The sequence below is a fragment of the uncultured Winogradskyella sp. genome (assembly GCF_947496485.1).
Taxonomy (GTDB): Bacteria; Bacteroidota; Bacteroidia; order Flavobacteriales; family Flavobacteriaceae; genus Winogradskyella.
Map to the genome: position 1 here is coordinate 1,035,055 of NZ_CANMCZ010000001.1, position 25,210 is coordinate 1,060,264.

Genomic DNA, 25,210 nt, shown 5'->3' on the forward strand with positions numbered 1-25,210 from the left:
GTAATTTTTTATTATATTGCATATTCAAAATCTTAGAATAGATCCCTAAATCTAATTCTCACATTTTATCTTATATGACAGAACCTGCTCTGAAAAAGAACATTATTTCGAATAATGAAATTTGCTATTGGGAATTAATTAATAATACCAGCCATTGGTCTAAAGCATTTATAAAGGAACTTGGTTATTCAAAAAAGAAAGTTGTTACTACAATTGACTTTTTTTTAGATCATATCATTCATGAAGATTATCGAGCTCCTTTTAAAGATAATTTTTACAACCTTGTTAGACACGATGTAGATTTTAAACAAAATATATTACTCAAGAATAAAGAAGGTAAATATTTAGAATATATATGTAAAACGAACGACGAAATTGCTGTTGATACTAATATCAACTCTAAGACTATCTTCTTCTTTAAGACAAAATTAAAAACGCACAAAAAAGTTAGAGTTGATAACTTTTATTACCAAGAAACAGCAACTATGACCTCTACTGGTAGTTGGTATGTAGATTTCGAAAAAAAGAAAAGCTATTGGGATAACATTACAAGAAAAATATTAGAATATCCCGATGATTATATTCCATCTCTCAAAATGGGTTATAAACTATATGCTGAAGAACATCAAACATTGGCTTCAAACGCTTTTTTTGAATGTGGTATGTCAGGAAAACCATTTGATATTGAAATACTAATGGTTACTGCAAATAACAGAAAGTTTTGGGCTAGAGCAATGGGAAAGCCTGTATTTAATGATGCTGAACAAATTATTGGGTTAAGAGGCGTTTTTCAAGATATTGATGATGTTAAACAAAAAGAAATCAATTTAGAAAAAACATCAGAAATTATAGCCTCTCAAAACTCAAGATTATTCAATTTTGCACATATAGTATCCCATAACCTTAGGTCCCATTCTAGCAATCTTTCATTGATTGTAAATTTAATAAACGAGGTTGACAAAGAAGAGAAATTAGAGCTTATTGAAAACATAAAAGATGTGTCCCATAGTTTAAATACAACTATAGAGCATTTAAATGAGGTTGTAACTATTCAAACCAATGCGCAACAAGCTAAAGAAGCAGTGAGTTTCGCAATTACTTTAAAACAAGTTGCTACATCAATAAATCAAATAATAAAAACCACAAATACAACTATTGTGTCAGATTTTACCAGCATTGAAGATATCAATTATATACCAGCATATATGGATAGTATTTTATTGAATCTAATTACAAATGCTATAAAATACAAGCACAAGGATAGAGACCCCGTTATTAAAATTAGGACGTATTTAGACTTTAAAGATAATGACAGAGTCGTTTTAGAAATTAAAGACAATGGATCTGGTATAGATTTAAAGAAATTCGGCGATAAACTTTTTGGAATGTACAAAACATTTCACTATAATACTGATGCTAGAGGTATTGGTTTATTTATTACAAAAAACCAAATCGAATCTTTAAATGGTGAAATAACTGTTGAAAGTGAACTTAATAAAGGAACAATTTTTACTATTAAATTCTAAAAGCAATGGATAAAAAAATAGAATTAGCTTGTATTATAGATGATGATAACATCTATGTGAATTTGGTTAAAAAAATCATTGAAACTAAGAAATTATGTGATCATCTTCTAATATTTAAAGATGGTAAGGAAGGTATTGAATATTTTGAAGCCTTACTTCAGAATTTAGAGGAAAAACATATTCCTGAAGTTATTCTTTTAGATATTAATATGCCTGTATTAGATGGATGGGGATTCATTGAGCGCTTTACAAAAATTAGGAATAAATTCAATAGCCCTATTACACTATACTTAGTAAGCTCTTCTATTGATGTTAGAGACATTAACAAAGCAAAGTCATTATCTAGTGTAAAAAATTATCTTATAAAACCTGTGAATATTGATGAACTTGAAGCTGTTTTTAATAAATCAGCTTAGTCATTAAATGCCTTCTTATTAAAAACAATCAAAATCCCTATTCCTGTACTTATAGCAATATCTGCTACATTAAAAACTGGGTCAAAAAACGAAAAGGATTTTCCGCCAAAAAACGGTAGCCATTCTGGTAGCGTACCATTCCAAATAGGAAAGTGTAACATATCTACAACATTACCATAAAATATCCTGGCATAACCACCTTCTTCGGGTAAAAAAGTAGCGACTTGCATTTGGCTATCACTAAACAAAACACCGTAAAAAACCGAGTCAATAATATTACCCAAAGCGCCAGCAAAAATAATAGCAATAGCAAAAATTAAGGTTTTAGATTTCTTCTTTTTAGTAACATCTATTAACCAAAAGGCTATGCCTGTAACTGCAACAATTCTAAATAAGGTTAAAATAAGTTTTGCAGACTCATCTGAAATAAAGGTAAAAAAATCACTCAGTTTGGTTCCCCAAGCCATACCATCATTTTCTATGAACGAAATCTTAAACCAAGAAAAAACCGTAACATCATCGTGCAAAGCAAAGTGGGTTTTTACATAGATTTTACTGATTTGATCTATCAATAAAATAAGAACGATAATAAGTGTAGCTTTCTTTAAGGACATTTTTGAGTTTGGTCAAAAGTAAAAGATTATTCTTGTTTAGTAACTGTTATATCGCCATTAATAGTCTTCAAGTTCCATAAAGATTTAGAACCAGTGAATTTATCTATGCTTACAGTACCATTATTAGAATTCGCTTCTATCCTTGCATTTTTAGTAACAATGTCTATATCTCCTTCTAAAGTATTTATGGTTGCTATTTCAGCTTCACCTTTAACCCTACATTCCCCTTGAGATAGTTCAACAACTATTGATTTAAAACTACCGTTTATATTCACAAATCCTATATCACTAATAATATGTAAAGAGAGCTTTTCTGGAATTTCAAGGTATAGCATTGCAGCAATTACTTTATGTGCATTTCGCTTGTCATCTGGTATATCCGTAAATGACATATGCTCTAAACTCAGCTGTATCGTATTGTTATTTTTCTTTAATAGAATCTGAAAATCGTTTTGATATTCGCCATCTAATATTGAAGTAACTTTTATCTCATCCGTTTTGACGGTTGAAACTGAAATATTAAAAATTTGATTTCCGTTTATTGAAATGGTTTCAATTTGGTCTGCAGATACTATTTTTTGAAGTTTGTTTTGAGCTTGAGAAAACAGTATGCCTAAAAGAAATATAGGAATAAGTTTAGACGTGCTAGGTCTTAAAAATCTAACAGATCCATAAAAAAGAAGCCTTGCAAAATAATTACAAGGCTTTAAGGTTTTATTTCTATTCAAAATAAAATTTTTCTTTGTTTAGATCCCTTTTTTCAAAGCGATGCTACTGCATGTTTTTAGCTTCAATACTTAAAGTGGCATGAGGTACTAACTTTAAACGTTCTTTATTGATAAGTTTGCCTGTTACACGGCAAACTCCATATGTTTTATTCTCAATACGAATAAGAGCATTTTTTAAATCTCTTATGAATTTTTCTTGACGAATCGCTAAAGCCGAGTTAGCTTCTTTACTCATAGTTTCGCTGCCTTCTTCAAAAGCTTTAAAAGTAGGTGATGTATCATCAGTACCATTATTATGGTCATTCATGTAAGCACTTTTTATAAGCTCCAAATCGTGCTCTGCTTTGTTAATTTTTTCTTGAACTAAAGTTCTAAATTCTTCTAAATCTTTATCAGAATATCTATTTGTTGTATTTGTTGCCATTTTTTATTAATGTTTTTGAATAAACAGTTTGGTATTGACTTCATCAAAAGCAATTTCTATACCATTGTTTACGTTGTCCATAATTTGTAAATCTTCAGTTAATGTTTCTGATTTAATATATTCTTCATTCGAAGCGACAGCTTCTTTAACTTGTACATCATTTTGAAGTTGTACATCTATTCTATCGGTAACTTCAAATCCTGAGTCTTTACGTAAATTTTGAATCCGATTAACAAGCTCACGAGCAATCCCTTCTTTACGTAATTCTTCACTAATGGTAACATCTAAAGCTACCGTTAATGAACCTTCATTAGCAACAAGCCATCCTTCTATATCTTGTGATGTAATCTCCACATCATCAAGTCCTAAAATAATATTTTTTCCGTTAATTTCAACGTCAATATTACCATTTTGCTCGATTTTTTTAATATCATCAGCACTAAAAGCACTTACGACACTGGAAATCAACTTCATATCCTTGCCAAACTTCGGTCCTAAAACTTTAAAGTTTGGTTTGATTTGTTTTACTAATATATCCGAAGCATCTTCCAAAAGTTCAATATCCTTAATATTCACTTCGTGTTTTATTAAATCTGAAACTGCTTCTATTTCTTCCTTTTGTTGCTGACTATCAACTGGAATCATAATCTTCTGAAGTGGCTGACGTACTTTAATCTTCTCTTTAGCTCTCAACGATAAAACCAATGAAGATATTGTTTGTGCATTCTCCATTTTTCGTTCTAAAACCTTATCAATGTAAACTGAATTCACTTTAGGGAATTCTGCTAAATGTACACTTTCAAAATTTTCTTTTTCAGAAACTGAGTTTAAGTCTAAGTACAAACGATCCATAAAGAATGGTGCAATTGGAGCACCCAACTTAGCGATTGTTTCCATACAAGTATAGAGTGTTTGGTAGGCTGAAATTTTATCAGTTTGGTAATCCCCTTTCCAAAAACGTCTTCTACTCAAACGTACGTACCAGTTACTTAAATAATCTTGTGTAAAATCTGAAATTGCTCTAGCTGCTTTTGTTGGCTCGTATTCTGCATAATAATCATCCACTTTTTGAATCAAAGTATTCAATTCAGACAAAATCCAACGATCAATTTCTGGTCGTTCTTCTATTGCAATATCAGCCTCACTATAGTTGAAGCCATCAATATTGGTATATAGTGTAAAGAATGAATAAGTATTATATAGTGTTCCGAAGAATTTACGACTTACCTCAGCAATACCATCACTATCAAATTTTAAATTATCCCATGGATTAGCGTTACTAATCATGTACCAACGTGTAGCATCTGCACCATATTTAGACAAGGTTTCAAAAGGATCTACAGCATTACCTAAGCGCTTAGACATCTTTTGTCCATTCTTATCTAAAACGAGTCCATTAGAGACTACATTTTTATATGCCACAGAATCAAAAACCATTGTTCCAATTGCATGAAGTGTATAAAACCATCCTCGTGTTTGGTCTACCCCTTCTGCTATGAAATCTGCTGGAAAAGCTTCATTTTTATCAATGAGATTTTTGTTTTCAAATGGATAGTGCCATTGTGCATAAGGCATAGAACCAGAATCAAACCATACATCAATTAAATCACTTTCTCGTTTCATCGGTTGACCTAATTCAGAAACCAAAACTATTTTATCTACAACATTTTTATGTAGATCAATAGTTTCATAGTTTTCTTCTGACATATTACCCACTTCAAAATCTGCAAAAATATCTTCAGGCATTACACCTGCTTCAACAGACTTTGCTATTTCAGATTTCAGTTCAGCAACAGAACCGATACATAATTGTTCTTTGCCATCCTCTGTTCTCCAGATTGGTAATGGAATTCCCCAAAAACGCGAACGTGATAAATTCCAATCATTTGCATTTGCTAACCAATTACCAAAACGGCCTTCACCTGTTGATTTTGGTTTCCAATTAATACTAGTATTCAACTCATGCATTCTACCTTTAACATCAGTGACTTTAATAAACCAAGAATCTAATGGGTAATATAGAATTGGCTTATCAGTTCTCCAACAATTTGGATAGCTGTGCTTATATTTTTCAACCTTAAAGGCTTTATTTTCTGTTTTTAATTTAATAGCGAGCTCAACATCTACGGAACGCTCTGGAGCTTCGCCGTCATTATAATATTCGTTCTTAACATATTTACCTGCTAACTCACCTAACTCTGGCCTAAATCGGCCTTGTAAATCTACTAATGGTACCAAATTACCATTATCATCTTTTACTAATAATGGTGGAATTTCTGGTTTGGCTTGTTTTGCAACTAAAGCATCATCAGCTCCAAATGTTGGTGCTGTATGTACGATGCCTGTACCATCTTCTGTAGTTACAAAATCCCCAGAAATAACTCTAAAAGCGTTTTCAGGGTTGTCATTTGGTAAAGCATATGGTAATAATTGCTCGTAAGTAATACCAACTAAATCTGTACCTTTAAATTCTTTAACCACGTAATAAGGAATTTTTTTGTCTCCTTCTTTATAGTCTATTAATTCTGGTTTGGCCTCAACTTGTTTATACTTTCCATCAAATTGTTTTCCGACCAAGTTTTTAGCCAAAACCACATTCATAGGTCTAAAAGTGTATTGATTGTAAGTTTCAACTAAAACATAATCAATCTTTGGCCCAACAGTCAATGCTGTATTACTTGGAAGTGTCCAAGGTGTTGTTGTCCATGCTAAGAAATATATATCGCCTTCATTTTGTAAAAAGTCTGGTAAAGAATTTTCATTTGCTTTAAACTGGGCAACAACTGTCGTATCAGTTACATCTTGATAAGTTCCTGGTTGATTTAATTCATGAGAACTTAATCCTGTTCCTGCTTTTGGTGAATAGGGCTGAATCGTATAGCCCTTATATATTAAATTTTTATCGTAAATCTGCTTAAGCAACCACCAAACGCTTTCCATGTATTTGGATTTGTAAGTGATGTATGGATTGTCCATATCTACCCAATAACCCATTTTTTGAGTAAGGTCATTCCAGATATCCGTGTAACGCATTACTGCTTTTTTACAAGCTTCGTTATATTCTTCTACAGAAATCTTAGTACCAATATCTTCCTTAGTAATTCCAAGTTCTTTCTCAACACCAAGCTCAATTGGTAAACCGTGCGTATCCCAACCCGCTTTACGTTTAACCTGAAAACCTTTCATGGTTTTGTAACGCGGAAAAATATCTTTAATCGCACGTGCTAAAACATGGTGAACACCAGGTAAACCATTTGCAGAAGGAGGTCCTTCAAAAAACACATATGGTGGTTTGCCTTCTCTAGTAGTTACACTTTTTTCGAAGATATTACTGGCTTCCCAATAGTTACTCACTTCGTTTGCAACTTTTGGCAAGTTAAGTCCTTTATATTCAGGGAACTTTTGGCTCATGTTATCAAAATTCTTATCGAACCGCGAAATTAAGAATTTATGTTTAAAGGACGGATTATATCATAAAAAAAAGCAAACGTATAGCGTTTGCTTTTCTTGTTAGGGCTATTAATTAATTTTTATTTGTGATAAATAAATATTAGAACAAACTTAACTTGAATTAATAGAGTATCAATTAACATATGTTAATACAGCTATAATTCTTTTCTTATTCTGCTTAATTGCACTGGCGAAACGTTTAAATATGATGCTATCTGATATTGAGGTATTAGATTATCAATATTAGGTATTTGCTTCTTTAAGACTAAATACCTTTCGGTTGCATTTAAAGTCATACTTTCTAATTGTTTTGTTTCATATACTATAAAAACATACTCGAGTATTCTATTATACAAATTACTTATATCAATATTGGTCTTAGATATTTTTATAAACTCTTTAAAATCAACTTCATATATCACAGAATCGATTAAAGCTTCATAACATAATAATGATGATTCATTTTTTAAAATTGAAGAAAATGCACCTACAAAACCAATAGGTGTAAAAATATTCTTTGTAATTTCTTTTCCTGATTCTAAAGTACAGTAGGCACGCATTAATCCTGAGGTTAAAAAGCCCATTTTATTACTTTTTCCGCCTTGTTTAACGATATCTTCTCCAATTTTCAACTTTCGTATTGAAGCCAGATTCTTTAAAATTAAAAACGTCTCTTTAGAAACATGGAATTTTGATTTTAAAAAATCAAAGTTAGGGTTGTCCATGAATTAAGAATTTCTGTTAAGTCTTTAAATTCTTAAATTCTTTTTATTTTACCTAATAATGTCTATAATATACTATTATAAAGGTTGTTCTGAATGATTTGAAAGAATACTAGTTAAACCAGAGAACCAACCAAATCTTCAATTTTAGAAATTAATTGAATTTTTATTACCGTTTTCTTAAGTGCTATTTTATTGTATTTAGATACAAAAATAGTTGAGAAGCCTAATTTTTCGGCTTCTAAAATACGTTGCTCAACACGCTGAACTGGTCTTATTTCGCCAGATAAGCCAACCTCAGCAGCAAAGCAATAATCACTTGGTAAAGCCACATCTTCGTTAGAAGACAAAATAGATGCTACAACCGCTAAATCAATTGCAGGATCATCTACTGTGATGCCACCTGTAATATTTAAAAACACATCTTTTGCACCTAAACGGAAGCCAGCTCGTTTTTCTAAAACAGCCAATAACATATTTAATCGTTTAGCATTAAAACCTGTGGCAGAACGTTGTGGCGTACCATAAACTGCCGTACTCACTAAAGCCTGTACCTCAATCATTAAAGGTCGCATACCTTCTAAAGTAGCTGCTACAGCATTACCAGATAGTTCGCCGTCTTTTTCTGAAATTAATATTTCTGATGGGTTAGAAACCTCTCGTAAACCAGAGCCTTGCATTTCATAAATACCCAATTCATTAGTTGAACCAAATCGATTTTTGTTAGCTCTAAGAATTCTGAATACATGGTTTCGGTCACCTTCGAACTGTAGAACGGTATCTACCATGTGCTCCAAAATTTTTGGGCCAGCAATATGTCCATCTTTTGTAATATGACCAATTAATAAAACTGGTGTTGCAGTTTCTTTTGCAAATTTGATAAGCTCAGTGGTACATTCTTTAATTTGAGAAATACTACCCGCTGAGGATTCAATATAATCGCTGTGAAGTGTTTGAATTGAATCTATCACAACAATATCTGGCTCTAGAGTTTCAATTTGTTTAAAGATATTTTGTGTTTTGGTTTCAGTGAGGATATAGCAATTATTACTATTTGGGTTAATGCGTTCAGCTCGCATTTTTATTTGCTTTTGGCTTTCTTCACCAGAAACATAAAGGGTTTTGTATTGTAATTTTAAAGCAATTTGAAGTAATAATGTACTCTTCCCTATTCCTGGCTCACCACCTAAAAGGGTTAATGATCCTTGAACCATTCCACCACCAAGTACTCGATTAAACTCTGCATCTTGCATATCTAAACGTGCTTCTTGAGACGTGTCAATCTCATTTATTTTTAAAGGTTTTGAAACTCGTTTTGAGGTCGAAGTTGGTGATTTCCAATCGCTTTTTTCAGGTTTTTGAATCACCTCTTCAGCTATGGTGTTCCACTCCTTACAAGAGGTACATTGTCCTTGCCATTTGGCATATTGACTACCACAATTTTGACAAAAAAAAGTTGTTTTAATTTTAGCCATGTTCACTTCCTGAATAATCAGGAATACATTTTAATTTTTAGAACAGCTAAATTAAGATATTTTTAGTTGATGTCTTTAAACCAACTTACAATTGCCAAAAATTTTAGTGTTGCTAATTTTGAAGGCAAATTAGAAAATAAGAACCCTTTTACTCTACGATACAACGATTCAAAAAAGTAGTCAGTCGATATGATATTTTTTTTACTTTTCTTCATTTTCGATTTCCTCCTCTTCTTTTAATTCTTCTAATTCTTCATCTTCTACATCAACTACTAATGCTAAAGTAAGCTCCTCAATTTTAGCAGCTATATAATCCCTATCAATGTTTGTGGCATCGTTTAATACCATCGCAGACTCGTAAATTTTCTTTGCTTTTTTGGTTTTACCTCTCATTTCAGCCGAATGGGCAATATAATAAGTTCCTAATAGTGTCTCAGGGAATAGCTTATTTGCAAGTTTTCCTAATTTATCTAGAGACTTAGAGTCTTCACGTTGCTCTGCTACATTGGCTACTTTTTCGAGTTCTTTTTCACTAATTTCTTTTGTGATACCAAATAGTCTTTCAATTCTTTTGTATCTATCTACCAAATACTTATCTAGAGTTCCATCGTAGTTAAAAACTTTTTCTTCAAGTTCTTTTTCTCTTAACGGATTATATATCTCAAAAATCTTATCAAATGATCTGGCAATTGCACCAGTAACAAGTGTATAGTGGGTTTCATTTTCAAAATCATCAAAATAATAAGTCACATTCTGATTTTCAACTTCATTAATTAATGCATTGGTAGAAAGTACCTTTTCTCTTATTTCAGGAATATCCTTTTCTGAAGTTGCCATATAATAAAAGATATCTTCTTTTGAAATGTCTAAACGCTTAGATACGAAATTTCTTAATGAGCCCACAAAATCTGGACTAATACAGACATAAGCTTGAAACTGAAGGTCTTCTTTGAATAAATATGAATTAACAAAACTGCCCATAATGTCGTGAGCAACGGCAACTTTAAATTTACTTGTATTATATTTTTTGTCTATGTAAGGCAGTAATTCTTCTGAAACGAATTCATGAAATCTATGTCCTGAGTCCATAGGTAAACCTGTTAACGCATCGTAATGACTGTCATAAACACGCTCATCTCCTTGCATAATACCAACAACTATTGAACTTGGCATATCATCAAAATAGGTTTGAAAATCTACTTGCCCAATAACAGGTTCAAAGAGATAATCACCATCAAAGACTACAATAACAGGATATTTTATATCCGAATTTTCATCGTAATTTTTTGGAAGTTTGATTTTTATTCTTCTGACCGAGTTAAGACGCTCTGAAGAGATTTCCTTATAAAATGTTTGTGCAAAAGATGGCGCACAGATAAGACAAGTAAGAACTATTAAAATAGCTTTTCTCATAACTAAGTAGGTTTAATTTGGGAAAACAAACATACTGAATTATCGTCAAGCTGTCAATTTTTTTCGATGAAATACACTTATTTATCCATTTCTTCTTGGATATCGTACATTTTTTCGAGCATAATTTCTTTATCTATGAATTGTGAAGGTTCTAAAAGTAGTCCTGATTTATAACGCTGTAAGGCTTTTTTTAGATTACCTTCTTTTTCGAAATACATCCCTAAGTAATAAGCACTTAACATGGAATCAGGGAATTTTTTCTTAACTAACTTCGCTAATTTCTCTAAAGATTCTACATCATCTCTTTTATTACTAGCCGCAGCAACAGCTCTAATATCATTTTCAATTAGTTGTTTTTCAAAACCATAGAAATATTCAATGTCTTCATACTTCTTTATAAGATAATCATATGGTGAACCTTCATAAGTCAGAAGATCTTCGTTGTATTCTTTACCATTTATGGGCTTATAAAGTGCGAAAATTTCATTTAAAGCTTTCGGAATTCCTCTTCCAACTAAAGAATAATGATTCGCATCTTCAAAATTATCGAACTTGTAATACAACTTTTCATTTTGTACAGTTTTTATAATTGAATCGCACTCTACAATAGATGTTCTTAAGGCTTTTACATCGGCATCCGCAGTAGCCATATAATAAAACGTTTCTCGACTCAATATTGATAATCGCTGATGCAGTCTATTTTTCATTTCTGGTGCCAAATCTGGGCTTAAGGCAACAAATGCTCTAAAAAGTGGTACATCCTTGAATAAATAGTAGTTAATAAAATTGGCCCCTAAATCATGGCCAACAATAATTCTAAAATCAGAAGCATTATAATTATCTTCAATGTATGGTATTAATTCTGCCGCCATGAATTCATAAAACGAAGCACCATCGTGGGCAGGAAAAAACGATTCATCATCATAAAAGAAGTCATCTTCTCTTGTTTTACCTTGCTTAATACCAACTACAATACAATCTGGAATATCTTCCCAATAAGATTGATAATCTATATTACCTGCAACCGGTTCAAATAGATAATCTCCATCAAAAACAATAATTACAGGATAGGTACGCTTTTCTTCTGGATCATAGTTTCTAGGAAGTTGAATTTTTAATTCGCGTTCTCCCTCAAGTTTATAAGAATCAATAGTTTTATATATTGCTTGTGCTTGCATACTTAATGCTACAAAGCAGAATATAAATAGGATGTAAAAATTCTTCATGTTATTGATGGACTAAAATTAAAGCAAGTTAAAAAATATTTCTATAATGTTGTTTTCTTTCTGTTGTATATTGGTAAGTAAATTAGAGACAGACCACCTAATACTATAATAACCAAAGTCTGCGTTGACCACATAATCCAACCAAAAGCTCTGCTAGGATCTTCCGCCATACTAAATAATGAAAATGCAATTACAACCGCTTCTGGAAACGAACCTATTCCACCGTTTGTAGCTGCAATACTAAAACTAGCAAGTATAAAACCTATTAACACTGCAGCAATTGAAATATTGTTTAGTTCTGGTAATGCAAATGTAGTTATGTAAAACATTGACACATACATCACCCAAATAAATATAGTATGAAAAATGAAAGCCCACTTGTTTTTCATTTTAAAAATGCTCAATACACCTTCAACAAGTCCTGCAAAGAAGTTTTTTACTTTTAATGCAAATATAGAAGTGCTTTTCTTTATAAATAAAAATATAGCCAATCCTAATACTAGTAATGCTATACCACCTAAAGCTAAAGACAATGGATTAAATTTATCTATAAAGAAATCATAAATGAATTGAAACTCTAAAAACAGTGCAATAACGATTATTAGAAGTAACATAATTGTATCCGCTATACGTTCTGCTACAATAGTACCAAATCCTTTATCGAAAGGAATATCTTCATAATTGGTTAAAATTGAAGCTCTAGCAATTTCACCAGCTCTTGGAATCGTAAAATTAATGAGATACGCCGAATACACAGCCATAACACTGTTTACAAACTTTGGCTTAAAACCTAATGGCTCTGCCATATAAAGCCAACGATATGCTCTTGAAAGATGACTTAAAATCCCTATAATAACACCAAAAAGTATCCAAGTGTAATCAGCGTCTTTAAAGTACTGTACTAAAGTAGGAATAGAAATCTGAGATAAAGAATACCATACCAAAATAACTCCTAAGAGTAAAGGTAAAACAACTTTTAGGATGGATTTTGGGCTTTTCACCTTACTATTTTAGAAGGTTAGTAGCTTCATCTGGAAACACCAAAGATGGCTTAAAAACTTTAGCCTCTTCAATATCCATAAATGCATACGTAATAAGAATTAAGGTATCGCCAACAGCAACTTTACGTGCTGCAGCTCCATTTAATGTAATTTCACCACTATTCCTAGGACCAGGAATACAGTAGGTTTCTAAACGTTCTCCATTGTCGTTATTTACAATCTGAACTTTTTCTCCCTGTATAATATTGGCAGCTTCCATTAAGTCTTCGTCAATGGTAATACTACCTATGTAGTTAAGGTCTGCGCCTGTAACTTTTACACGATGAATCTTAGATTTTACAACTTGAATTTGCATGTGGCAAAGATAATTAATTTAAAGCGATATTATCTATTAGTCTTATATCGCCTGCATATACAGCTATAAATGCTCTATATGACTTTTTTGTTGATTTCCTTTTTACTGGTTTTAAGGTTTCTATATCTGCAATTATAAAATACTCTAACTCTAAGAGCGACTGTTTTTTAAATTGCTTTTCAACCCATTCCGTAACATATTTAGCACTTTTTGTGCCAAACTTTACTTTGGCAGATTTTAGTGTTTTATATATAAAAGGCGCAACAGTTCTATGTTGTGGTGTCAGTCTAGTATTTCTAGAACTCATTGCTAAACCATCTTCAGCTCTATGTATCTTACAACCAACTATTTTAACTGGGATATGGTTTAATTCTACAAGCTTCTTAATGATTTGTAATTGCTGAAAATCTTTTTCACCAAAGTAAGCACTATCTGGTTTTACAATTTCTAGCAAGCGTCTTACTATAGTGCCAACACCATCAAAGTGTCCATCCCTAAAAGCACCTTCCATTTCGTACTCTAAACCATCAAAGGTGAAGGATTGTGATTTAATTTTATCACCATAGATATCTTTAACAGTAGGAGCATAAACGATAATTGTTTTTCTACTTAGCGTTTTCAGCAGTGCAACATCAGCTTCTAAGGTTCTTGGGTATTTAACTAAATCTTCTTTATTATCAAACTGAGTAGGATTAACAAAAATGCTAACAACCACAACATCATTTTCACTTAACCCTTTATTAACCAGAGATAAATGACCATTATGTAGCGCTCCCATGGTTGGCACAAAACCAATAGTATTGCCATTGGTCTTTAAACCATCAATATGGTTTGATAATTCGGTTTTATTGTGAAATTTTTTCAATACTCTAACAAAAAATTAACGCGTGCAAACATAATATAATACTAGCAATCTGCCCAAAATTTTGTAATTTTGCATGTTTTTTACTTTTAATTTTCAAAAGCAGCAGATTTATGAAAGATAAACGAATATTGTATGTGTCCTCGGAAGTTGTACCATATTTACCAGAAACTGAGATTTCTTCAATGTCATTTGAAGCTCCGAGAATGGTAAACAAACAAGGAGGTCAGATTCGAATATTTATGCCTCGCTTTGGTAATATTAATGAAAGAAGGCATCAATTACATGAAGTAATAAGGCTTTCTGGTATTAATTTAGTTATTAACGATTTAGATATGCCATTGATTATAAAGGTGGCATCTATTCCTAAAGAACGCATTCAGGTTTATTTTATAGATAATGAAGATTATTTTAAAAGAAAAGCTACATTAACTGATGAGGATGGGAAATTGTTTTCAGATAATGACGAGCGTGCTATTTTCTTTGCTAAAGGAGTTATAGAAACTGTTAAAAAATTAAATTGGGCACCAGACATTATTCATGTCAACGGTTGGTTGGCATCCTTGCTGCCATTGTATTTGAAAGAATTTTATAAAACTGAACCTTTATTTACTGAAAGTAAAATTGTGACTTCTGTATACAATCAAAGCTTTGAAGGCACGTTAGATAAAGACATGCTAAATAAAGTTAGTTTTGATGGTATAAATACTGAAGCAACTAAGCCTTTAGAGAAACCAGACTATACTAATTTAATGAAAATCGCAATCGATAATTCTGATGCCGTAATTAGAGGATCTGAAGAATTACCTAAAGAGTTGGATACTTATATAAATGAACTAAAAAAACCTGTTTTAGATTTCCATTCTATTGAAGAATTTGCTGATCCATACACAGAGTTTTATACTAATGCTGTTCTTAACAGTTAATTTTACCTATGAAAAATAAAAAAATTGCCCTACAAATTATGGCAATGAGCTTAATACTATTAAGTTTTATTGCATGCGATGAAGAGTTTGCAACTTTAGAGTCTGATATCATCAATGAAGAAAATGCAATGAATTTTGACATTCTTTCTCAACAATATGATATCATTACCTATACCCAAGTACTCGGACCTGTACAAACCGATGGACTTGCGCTTAACTCGCTAGGTATTTATGATGACTCATATGGTAGAACCACTTCTAGTATTTTAACTCAGCTTAACGCATCAAGTTATGATCCTACTTTTGGAGAACAAGTTGCTATTGACTCGGTAGTATTAACGATACCATATTTTAGTTCAATATCAGAAATTGATGATGATAATATCATAACTTATAATATAGATTCAGTAATCGGTAGAGAGCCTATAAAACTAAGGTTATTTGAAAGTAATTATTTTATCAGAGACTTTGATCCTAATGGAGAGTTTAATGACAATCAAAACTATTATTCAAACATGTCTGCATCAACAACCGAAACGATTTCTAATGGTGCTTTAGAAAGTACAGAAATTGGCTTTGTAGAATATGATGAAGATGGCAATATAACACCCATTGATAATATTATTCAAATCAGCGAAGAAGGCTATACACTGACTGAACCAGATAATGATGATGATGACACTGAGCCTCAAGTTTTACAAAGGTTATCACCAGGAATTAGAGTTAAGCTAGATACTACTTTTTGGAGAAATAAAATTATTGATAAAGAAGGAGAACCGGTATTGAGTAGTCAAAATAATTTTTCTGAATATTTCAGAGGGCTTTATTTTAAAGCTGAACCTATAAATGATAAGGGAAGCTTTTTGATTTCAAATTTGGCATCAGAAGTATGTAATGTCACTATATATTACACAAGTTTAACGGCTTCTACGACTGATGACGCCGATGCAACTGAACAGAATACATTTGTAATGACTTTTGGACCAAACAGAATTAACTTTATGGATAATAACTTTACTAATCCAATAGAGAATGGTAATTCTGAAACAGGAGATAGCAGACTATATTTAAAGGGTGGTGAGGGCTCATTATCAAGAATAAAGCTTTTTAATGGAGATGACATTGATGAAGATAATGACACATTTAATAGTTTTGAAACATTTAAAAACGCATTTGTAGAAACTGATGAGGATGGCAACTTTGTGAGATCTAAACGTTTAATTAATGAAGCTAATTTAGTTTTTTATGTAGATCAAGATGCAGTTGAAACTCCGACAAACATGCAAGATGGCGAACCTAATCGCATTTATTTGTATGAAATAGAGAATAAAGCACCGTTAATCGATTTTGATATCGATATAACAAATAGTAGTTTACCTTCGTTTTCCAAATTTAATCATCTTGGACCATTACAACGTGTTGATGATGAACCAAATGGAAATGGTATTAAATACAAAATAAAAATTACAGAACATATAAATGATTTAATAGTCAGGGACTCTACCAATGTAGAATTAGGATTAGCAGTTTGTTTAAATGTGAATTTAGAAGAATCCTTTTTGCAAAGAAATGTACTTAGTTTAGAGGATACGGATTTAACAGCACCAATAAGTTCAATACTATCACCAAGAGGTACAATATTACATGGTAATAATACTGAAGATGAGAACAAAAAAGTATATTTAGAAATATATTATACAGAACCAAATAATTAAAAATTAACCTATGTGTGGAATTGTTGGGTATATTGGCCATAGAGAGGCTTATCCTATTGTAATTAAAGGACTTCAAAGATTAGAATATCGTGGCTATGACAGTGCAGGTATTGCCTTGTACGATGGTAACGATATTAAACTTTCAAAAACTAAAGGAAAAGTTTCTGATCTTAAAGAAAGAATAGAAGGAGAAACATCAACTAATGGTACTCTTGGAATAGGACACACACGTTGGGCTACTCATGGTGTGCCAAACGACGTTAATTCTCACCCACACTATTCAAACTCTGGAGACTTAGTAATTATCCATAACGGAATAATTGAAAATTATGACTCTTTAAAAAAAGAGTTGATAAAGCGTGGTTACACTTTTAAATCAGATACTGATACAGAAGTATTAGTCAATCTTATTGAAGATGTAAAGAAAAACGAAGACACTAAGCTTGGAAAAGCAGTACAAATTGCATTAAACCAAGTTGTTGGTGCTTATGCCATTGCTGTTTTTGATAAAAATAAGCCAAATGAAATCGTTGTTGCCAGATTAGGTAGCCCTTTAGCTATAGGTATTGGAGAAGACGAATTCTTCATTGCAAGTGATGCTTCACCTTTTATAGAATATACTAAAAATGCTATTTATCTTGAAGATGAAGAAATGGCAATCATTAGAAGAGGTAAAGAAGTAAAAGTTCGAAAAATTAAGAATGATGCTCTAGTAGACCCATATATTCAAGAATTACAACTCAACTTAGAGCAAATTGAAAAAGGTGGTTACGACCACTTTATGCTCAAAGAAATACATGAACAACCAGATGCTATTTCTGATACATTTAGAGGGCGATTGTTAAGTAATGAAGCTATGGTAAAACTAGCTGGAGTTGAAGACAACATGAAAAAATTCTTGGCTGCAGACCGTATTATAGTTGTAGCTTGCGGAACATCTTGGCATGCTGGTTTGGTTTCAGAATATATTTTTGAAGATTTAGCAAGAATACCTGTAGAAGTAGAGTATGCTTCAGAGTTTAGATATAGAAATCCTGTTATTACAGAAAAAGATATTGTTATTGCCATCTCTCAATCTGGAGAAACAGCTGATACGTTAGCAGCTATAAAACTAGCAAAATCCAAAGGAGCATTTGTTTTTGGTGTTTGTAACGTAGTTGGCTCTTCAATCGCAAGAGAATCTGATGCAGGTGCTTATACGCATGCTGGCCCAGAAATTGGTGTAGCTTCCACAAAAGCATTTACAACACAAATTACAGTACTTACATTAATGGCATTGCGTCTAGCAAGAGCTAAAGGAACAATATCAAGTTCAGAATTCCGACAACATCTTATAGAACTTGAAACTATTCCAGGCAAAGTAGAAGAAGCACTTAAATCTGATGGCTATGTACAGACCATAGCAGACATTTATAAAGATGCAACTAATTTTCTTTATTTAGGTCGTGGATTTAATTTCCCAGTAGCTTTAGAAGGTGCTTTAAAATTAAAGGAGATTTCTTATATACATGCAGAAGGATATCCGGCAGCGGAAATGAAACATGGGCCGATTGCATTAATTGACGAAAACATGCCAATTGTTGTAATTGCTACCAAGAAAGGCCATTACGAAAAAGTAGTTAGTAACATTCAAGAAATAAAATCAAGAAAAGGTAAAATTATTGGTATTGTTACAAAAGGAGATAAAAGTGTAAAAGAGTTAGCGGACCATGTTATTGAAGTACCTGAGACTTTAGAGTGCCTTACTCCACTGTTAACCACTATTCCATTACAATTATTATCTTATCATATTGCGGTAATGTTAGACAAAAATGTTGATCAACCTAGGAATTTAGCTAAATCGGTTACTGTAGAGTAGCTAGACCAGTTAAAAAATCATATTATAAGGCTTAAAAATTGTTTAATTCTCAATTTTTGAGCCTTTATTTTTTGATAACTTACTATGCGCGCATAATTTTATGAGAATTTCTTATTGAAATTTCATATATTTAATTAAATTGCTCACCTAATAAAATAACTAATTCTCTAAAATGAAGACAATCTTAAAGCTTTTCACAATGCTTTTTTGCGTGGCATCCTTTTCACAAACCACAATAAAAGGTAAAATTTCAGACAATACAGGTCTACCCTTGCCCGGTGCAAATATTGTTGTAGTTGGTACTAGTTCTGGTACAATTTCAGATTTTGATGGTAACTATACTTTAACCGTTGACCAAGAGCCACCTTTCTCGATTCGTGTTACTTACACTGGGTTTGAAGAACAGATCATAGAAATCACTTCAAACAATCAAACTGTTGATGTAACAATGGTTGAAGGAAATGAACTCGATGAAGTTGTAATCTCTGCCTCTAGAACGCCTGAGCGTATTTTTGAATCGCCAGTTACAGTAGAACGCTTCGGATTAAAAGAAATAAAAAATACTGCTTCCGCAGGTTTTTACGATGGTCTAGAAAACTTAAAAGGTGTTGATGTCAACACAAATAGCTTAACCTTTAAATCGGTAAACACTAGAGGTTTTGCCACATTTGCGAATACACGTTTTATGCAACTGGTAGATGGCATGGATAATTCTGCACCTGCATTGAATTTCCCAATAGGGAATTTAGTAGGCATGAATGAAACGGATGTTTTTAGCGTAGAGCTATTACCTGGTGCCGCATCTGCCCTTTATGGAGCAAATGCCTTCAATGGTATCTTATTTATGAGAAGTAAAAGTCCTTTTGATTTTCAAGGTATTAGTGGTTATCACAAACAAGGTATTACATCTCAAGAAGCAGGTGGTGACAATACCTACAGAGATTCTGGTATTAGAATGGCTTACAAGTTCAGCGAAAAATTTGCTGCTAAAGTGAATTTTGGATGGTTAAAAGGAACCGATTGGACTGCTAATAATTATAATGGTAAACCTGGTACTGGAGCCACTAGAGAAAGTCTAGACTATGATGGAATTAACGTTTATGGTGACTTGGTTGCTGCGAATCTTAACGTATCAGCAGGTGGAGCTGGTATTGTACCAGATGTAGTTGTGAGTAGAACAGGTTATAATGAAGAAGACCTAACAAACTATAATGCAGAAAGTATTAAAGCAGATTGGGGATTATATTTCCGTCCTTGGGAAAATGATTTTGAAATTCAATATGTAGGAAAGTTTGGTACAGGTAATACCATATACCAAGGAACTAATAGATATAATATTAATGGTTTCTCGCAACAACAACATAAAATTGAAGTGAAGAATGATAATTTCTTTGTCAGAGGTTATGTAGTTTCAGATAAAGCCGGAGATTCTTATGATATGGTCTTTACAGGTGCTAATATTCTTAATGCCTGGAAACCTCACACACAATGGTTTGGTGAGTATATCAATACCTATGTTGGAGCTACACTTTCTGGTGCAACGGATGCTCAAGCACATGCTGCTGCAAGAGCTCAAGCTGAGACAGGACGTTTTGAACCTGGTACGCCAGAATTTGAGGCCGCATTCAATACAACTGTCAATGACCCTGATTTAAGAACAGGTTCAAAATTTCAAGATAATTCAAAATATTATCATAGTGATGCTAATTACAACTTTAGTCATTTATGGGATGCTGTAGATATTCAAGTTGGTGGTTCTTACAGACAATATAGTTTAAATTCTGGTGGAACTATTTATACTGATTTTGACGGTCCTATAGATTATTCTGAATTTGGTGTTTATACACAGCTTCAGAAAAAGTTCGAATTGAACGAAGACATGCAATTAAAACTTACAGGTTCTGCGCGTTACGATAAATCTGAATTTTTTGATGGATTTCTTTCTCCAAGACTCTCAGCTGGTTTAACCGTAAAAGAGAACCATAATATTAGAGCTTCAGTACAAACTGGTTTTAGAAACCCAACTACTCAAGATTTATTTATTGGTCTTAATGCTGGACCAAGAATTTTAGTAGGTTCTGCACCAGATAATTTAGATCGTTATGAAAGAACTTATAATGTTAATCCAGGAGGCGTTGCTTTAGGTCAACCAGCAACTATTTCTCAAACTGGTCGTGCTGCTTATGAAAATTCATTCTTAAGATCTTCTGTAGATGCTTATTTAGCAAGTGGCAACAACGTTAATAACAGAGATGCTAGTTTATTAGAAGTAGGTAACTCTGATGTCGTTAAACCTGAAAAAATCACTTCTTTTGAAGTAGGATATAGAGGTAAATTAAATAAGGTAACTGTAGATATGAGTGTTTATTACAACAAATACCAAGACTTTATTTCTGGAGAAGTTGTAAGTGCACCTCTATATGGAACTGTGGGAACTAATGACATTTCAGTTGATGCCATTTCAAATCGCGATTTTCAGGATTACCAAACATATAATAATTCTGAAGCAGATATAAATTCTTATGGTGGTTCTATTGGCTTAGACGTAAAAGTTTTGGGTGATTTTGATTTAGGTGGAAGTTATACCTACACTAAACAAGATTTTGATCAAGCTGCATTCCCTGATTTTTTAACTAGTTTCAACACACCTGAACACAGAGCAAAGGTTAGTTTTGGGAATACTGAACTAATCAAAAATGTTGGATTTAATGTTGCTTGGAGATGGAGCGATAATTATTTTTGGCAAGCAACGTTCGGAAATGGAGAAGTTCCTGCTTACCATGTTTTAGATGCTCAAGTAAATTTCAAAATACCATCGCTTAAGTCCTCTTTTAAAGTAGGTGCAACCAATTTACTTGGTGATGAATACTTTACAGCTATAGGAACTGCAAATATTGGTTCTATGTACTATGCATCTTGGACTATTAATAACTTATAAAATTGAAATAAAAATGAAAACTATTAAATATATATTTCTTTCGGTTGTTCTATTAGGTTTTACTGCCTGTAGCGACGATGAATATGATTATTCACCAGACCCTGAACCACTGCCAGAATTAACTTTAGGTTCTGCCAATTTAACAAACTATGTTGCGATTGGTGCATCTTTCTCAGCTGGATATTCTGACGGTGCTTTATTTACTGCTACTCAACAAAATTCATTCCCGAAAATATTATCAGAGCAATTTGGCTCAACTAGTTTTACACAGCCATTAATGAATGATAATACAGGGGGGTTACTAGTTGGAGGAATTCCTGTAGCTGCATACCGTTTAATATTCAATGGAGCAGGACCTCAACGTTTAAATGAATTTTTCGCTGACTTAGGAGCACCTGCTCCGCCGATAACAACTGATGCGGCAAACAATTTGGGAGCAACTTTTAACAACATGGGTGTTCCTGGTGCTAAAAGTTTTCATATACCTTTAAATGGATATGCAGGACTAAATCCATATTATGGAAGAATGGCATCTTCGCCTGGTGCCTCTATATTGGAGGATGCGGTGTCTCAGAATCCAACATTTTTCACACTTTCTGAAATTGGAGGTAATGATGTATTGTCTTATGCAACGTCAGGAGGTACAGGAGTTGATCAGACAGGAAATTTTAATCCAGCAACTTACGGAGGAAATGATATTACTGACCCTAATGTCTTCGCAGCATCTTTTAGTGCTCAAGTTGATGCATTAACGGCTAATGGATCACAAGGTGTTCTTGCAAACGTACCATACATAACCAGTTTACCATTCTTTACAACTATACCTAACAACGCATTGGTTATTGACGCATCAACTGCAGCAAACCTTACAGGCTTTTTTCAAGCGGTTACTGGTATCTTTACGCAAGGGTTAATTTTACAAGGTGTTCCTCCAGCTCAAGCTCAGGCACTTGCAGCACAATATGCTATAACATTCAATGAAGGCCCGAACAGATTCTTAATCGATGTTCCTGTGTCTGCTACGAATCCATTAGGCTTTAGACAAATGACTGAAGATGAATTATTATTATTAACCATTAATCAAACTGCATTAACGCAAGGCTATGGTTCTGTAGTTTTAACACCAGATGTACTTCAGGTTTTAGGTCTTTTACAAGCAGGTGGTACACCAACTCCAGAACAAGCAAACCTCGTTTTAAGCGCAGTTAGTGGTATTGATGATGCCGATGCCTTAGACAGTTCGGAATTATTGAGTATTAAAAATGCAACAGATGCTTACAATACTACTATTGCAGGAATTGCAGACGCTAAAGGCTTAGGAATTGTTGATTTTAAAGCAGTATTAGAACAAGCATCTACCACTGGTATCTCTGATGGGGACTTCACCTTAACTACTAGTTTAGTTACTGGAGGTCTAGTAAGTTTGGATGGTATTCATTTAACATCAAGAGGCTATGCTGTGATGGCTAACAAGTTCTTAGAGGCTATCGATGCGACTTATGGCTCTAATTTTATAGCAGCAGGTGTTAAAGCTAATACAGGTGATTATCCTACTAACTATTCGCCAACACTTCAATAAAATTTATAACATTACATATTATTAAAAGAGTGCTCAAATTGAGCACTCTTTTTTTATGTAAAAAAGCCATAAAAAAAGACTTCTTTATTTTAAATAAAACTCTATCTTTGCAGCGCGAAAAACGAGCTGTTTTTCATAATTAAATTATTGCAAAACAAAAACATAAGAGTAATGTCAAAAGTTACAGGTAAAGTTGCACAAATCGTAGGCCCAGTTATCGATGTAGAATTCGCTGCTGGTTCAGAGCTTCCAAAGATTTATGATTCATTAGAAATTAAAAGACCAGATGGTTCTATTTTAGTATTAGAAGTACAATCTCACATTGGTGAAGATACCGTGCGTACTATTGCTATGGACTCTTCAGATGGTTTAAGTAGAGGAACAGAAGTTCTTTCAACTGGTGCTCCAATCCAAATGCCAATCGGAGAAGATGTTTACGGACGTCTTTTTAATGTTATTGGTGATGCTATTGATGGATTAGGTGATTTACCTAAAGCTGGTGATGCAGGTTTACCTATTCACAGACAAGCTCCAAAATTCGAAGATTTATCAACGTCTACTGAAGTTTTATTTACTGGTATTAAAGTAATCGACCTTATTGAGCCTTATGCAAAAGGTGGTAAGATTGGTTTATTTGGTGGTGCTGGTGTAGGTAAAACAGTATTAATTCAGGAGTTGATTAACAATATTGCAAAAGGCCACGGTGGTCTTTCTGTATTTGCAGGTGTTGGTGAAAGAACACGTGAAGGAAACGATTTACTTCGTGAGATGTTAGAGTCAGGAATTATCAAGTATGGTGATGACTTTATGCACTCCATGGAAGAAGGCGGATGGGATTTGAAGAAGGTTGACAAGTCAATCATGAAAGAATCTAAAGCTACTTTCGTATTCGGACAAATGAATGAGCCTCCTGGAGCTCGTGCTCGTGTGGCGTTATCTGGTTTAACTATTGCAGAATATTTCCGTGATGGAGCTGGTGATGGACAAGGAAAAGATGTATTATTTTTCGTAGATAATATCTTCCGTTTTACACAAGCTGGTTCTGAGGTATCTGCATTACTTGGTCGTATGCCATCTGCGGTAGGTTACCAACCTACATTAGCAACTGAAATGGGTGCGATGCAAGAACGTATTACATCAACTAAGAAAGGTTCTATTACATCTGTACAAGCGGTTTATGTGCCTGCGGATGATTTAACGGATCCTGCACCAGCAACAACTTTTGCTCACTTAGATGCTACAACGGTATTATCTCGTAAGATTGCTGAGTTAGGTATTTACCCAGCGGTAGACCCATTAGATTCTACATCAAGAATTTTAACTGCTGATATTTTAGGTGATGAGCATTACGATTGTGCTCAGAGAGTAAAAGAGTTATTACAACGTTATAAAGAATTACAAGATATTATTGCGATCCTTGGTATGGAAGAATTATCTGAAGAAGATAAAATGGCTGTAGGTAGAGCAAGACGTGTACAACGTTTCTTATCTCAACCTTTCCATGTAGCAGAGCAGTTTACTGGTATACCAGGTGTATTAGTAGATATTAAAGAAACGATTAAAGGTTTTAACATGATTATGGATGGTGAATTAGATCACTTACCAGAAGCTGCATTTAACCTTAAAGGTTCTATTGAAGAAGCTGTTGAGGCTGGAGAAAAAATGTTAGCTGAAGCTTAATCTAAAATTACAGAATTATGTATTTAGAAATTGTATCGCCAGAAGCAACATTATTTAGTGGAGAAGTAGACTCTGTAACTGTTCCTGGAGTTAATGGTGAGTTTGAAATGTTAAAAGATCATGCACCTATCGTGTCTATTCTTAAAGAAGGCCATGTAAAGGTTGCAGGTTCTGTTACATTAGAAGAAGAAGTTGAAGACAAGTTTACTAAGTCTGACAAAGGCATTTGGTTAGCTATCAATTCTGGTACTATTGAGATGAAAGATAATAAGCTAATTATTTTAGCGGATTAATTTATTTCA

At 33.1% G+C, this 25,210-nt stretch carries 20 protein-coding genes; 9 read left to right on the top strand and 11 right to left on the bottom strand.

What is annotated here, in order from left to right:
- Positions 1 to 74: 74 nt before the first annotated feature.
- Positions 75 to 1,526 carry an ATP-binding protein gene (locus Q0822_RS04405; RefSeq protein WP_299120640.1) on the top strand — a complete coding sequence of 484 codons (1,452 nt, stop codon included), beginning with the start codon at positions 75 to 77 and terminating at the stop codon, positions 1,524 to 1,526.
- 5 nt (positions 1,527 to 1,531) lie between these two features.
- On the top strand, positions 1,532 to 1,942 hold the full coding sequence (locus tag Q0822_RS04410; protein WP_299120642.1) for a response regulator: 411 nt from the start codon (positions 1,532 to 1,534) through the stop codon (positions 1,940 to 1,942).
- On the opposite strand, the gene Q0822_RS04415 is transcribed toward Q0822_RS04410, so the two are convergent.
- The 11 genes from Q0822_RS04415 to panC all read right to left on the bottom strand — a co-directional run bounded on the left by Q0822_RS04415 (position 1,939) and on the right by panC (position 14,215).
- Complete coding sequence (locus Q0822_RS04415) at positions 1,939 to 2,556, bottom strand: lipoprotein signal peptidase (RefSeq protein ID WP_299120645.1); 618 nt, start codon at positions 2,554 to 2,556, stop codon at positions 1,939 to 1,941. The two genes, Q0822_RS04410 and Q0822_RS04415, sit on opposite strands and share 4 nt — an antisense overlap.
- A gap of 26 nt (positions 2,557 to 2,582) precedes the next feature.
- Positions 2,583 to 3,284: a hypothetical protein gene (locus Q0822_RS04420; RefSeq protein WP_299120648.1), complete on the bottom strand. Its 702-nt coding sequence runs from the start codon at positions 3,282 to 3,284 to the stop codon at positions 2,583 to 2,585.
- Between the two features lie 43 nt (positions 3,285 to 3,327).
- The gene (locus tag Q0822_RS04425) at positions 3,328 to 3,708 is read right to left on the bottom strand and encodes a TraR/DksA C4-type zinc finger protein (RefSeq protein ID WP_299120651.1); all 381 of its coding nucleotides are present in this window, start codon (positions 3,706 to 3,708) and stop codon (positions 3,328 to 3,330) included.
- A gap of 6 nt (positions 3,709 to 3,714) precedes the next feature.
- Positions 3,715 to 7,119: an isoleucine--tRNA ligase gene (gene ileS, locus Q0822_RS04430; RefSeq protein ID WP_299120654.1), complete on the bottom strand. Its 3,405-nt coding sequence runs from the start codon at positions 7,117 to 7,119 to the stop codon at positions 3,715 to 3,717.
- Between the two features lie 194 nt (positions 7,120 to 7,313).
- Positions 7,314 to 7,883, bottom strand: coding sequence for a Crp/Fnr family transcriptional regulator (locus Q0822_RS04435; protein WP_299120657.1), 570 nt, complete (start codon positions 7,881 to 7,883; stop codon positions 7,314 to 7,316).
- A gap of 113 nt (positions 7,884 to 7,996) precedes the next feature.
- Entirely contained in the window at positions 7,997 to 9,355 is a 1,359-nt protein-coding gene (gene radA, locus Q0822_RS04440; RefSeq protein WP_299120659.1) for a DNA repair protein RadA, read from the bottom strand.
- A 201-nt stretch (positions 9,356 to 9,556) separates the two neighbouring features.
- On the bottom strand, positions 9,557 to 10,768 hold the full coding sequence (locus Q0822_RS04445; RefSeq protein WP_299120661.1) for an alpha/beta hydrolase-fold protein: 1,212 nt from the start codon (positions 10,766 to 10,768) through the stop codon (positions 9,557 to 9,559).
- 77 nt (positions 10,769 to 10,845) lie between these two features.
- Positions 10,846 to 11,994, bottom strand: a complete 1,149-nt coding sequence (locus tag Q0822_RS04450) for an alpha/beta hydrolase-fold protein (RefSeq protein ID WP_299120663.1) — start codon at positions 11,992 to 11,994, stop codon at positions 10,846 to 10,848.
- Between the two features lie 41 nt (positions 11,995 to 12,035).
- Positions 12,036 to 12,995: a lysylphosphatidylglycerol synthase transmembrane domain-containing protein gene (locus Q0822_RS04455; RefSeq protein WP_299120664.1), complete on the bottom strand. Its 960-nt coding sequence runs from the start codon at positions 12,993 to 12,995 to the stop codon at positions 12,036 to 12,038.
- Positions 12,996 to 12,999: 4 nt separating this feature from the next.
- The gene (gene panD / locus Q0822_RS04460; RefSeq protein ID WP_299120666.1) at positions 13,000 to 13,350 is read right to left on the bottom strand and encodes an aspartate 1-decarboxylase; all 351 of its coding nucleotides are present in this window, start codon (positions 13,348 to 13,350) and stop codon (positions 13,000 to 13,002) included.
- Between the two features lie 13 nt (positions 13,351 to 13,363).
- Positions 13,364 to 14,215 (bottom strand): pantoate--beta-alanine ligase, encoded by an 852-nt coding sequence (gene panC / locus Q0822_RS04465; RefSeq protein ID WP_299120669.1) that lies wholly within the window; start codon positions 14,213 to 14,215, stop codon positions 13,364 to 13,366.
- Positions 14,216 to 14,325: 110 nt separating this feature from the next.
- On the opposite strand from panC, the gene Q0822_RS04470 reads away from it, so the two are divergent.
- From Q0822_RS04470 to Q0822_RS04500, 7 genes are all read left to right on the top strand, one after another.
- Positions 14,326 to 15,138 carry a glycogen/starch synthase gene (locus tag Q0822_RS04470; RefSeq protein WP_299120672.1) on the top strand — a complete coding sequence of 271 codons (813 nt, stop codon included), beginning with the start codon at positions 14,326 to 14,328 and terminating at the stop codon, positions 15,136 to 15,138.
- A gap of 8 nt (positions 15,139 to 15,146) precedes the next feature.
- The gene (locus Q0822_RS04475; protein ID WP_299120675.1) at positions 15,147 to 16,853 is read left to right on the top strand and encodes a DUF4270 domain-containing protein; all 1,707 of its coding nucleotides are present in this window, start codon (positions 15,147 to 15,149) and stop codon (positions 16,851 to 16,853) included.
- Positions 16,854 to 16,863: 10 nt separating this feature from the next.
- On the top strand, positions 16,864 to 18,711 hold the full coding sequence (gene glmS, locus Q0822_RS04480) for a glutamine--fructose-6-phosphate transaminase (isomerizing) (RefSeq protein WP_299120677.1): 1,848 nt from the start codon (positions 16,864 to 16,866) through the stop codon (positions 18,709 to 18,711).
- Between the two features lie 172 nt (positions 18,712 to 18,883).
- Entirely contained in the window at positions 18,884 to 21,649 is a 2,766-nt protein-coding gene (locus Q0822_RS04485; protein ID WP_299120679.1) for a TonB-dependent receptor, read from the top strand.
- A gap of 13 nt (positions 21,650 to 21,662) precedes the next feature.
- Entirely contained in the window at positions 21,663 to 23,228 is a 1,566-nt protein-coding gene (locus Q0822_RS04490; protein WP_299120681.1) for a G-D-S-L family lipolytic protein, read from the top strand.
- Positions 23,229 to 23,399: 171 nt separating this feature from the next.
- The gene (gene atpD / locus Q0822_RS04495) at positions 23,400 to 24,908 is read left to right on the top strand and encodes a F0F1 ATP synthase subunit beta (protein WP_299120684.1); all 1,509 of its coding nucleotides are present in this window, start codon (positions 23,400 to 23,402) and stop codon (positions 24,906 to 24,908) included.
- Positions 24,909 to 24,925: 17 nt separating this feature from the next.
- Positions 24,926 to 25,201, top strand: coding sequence for a hypothetical protein (locus Q0822_RS04500; RefSeq protein WP_299120687.1), 276 nt, complete (start codon positions 24,926 to 24,928; stop codon positions 25,199 to 25,201).
- Positions 25,202 to 25,210: the final 9 nt, after the last annotated feature.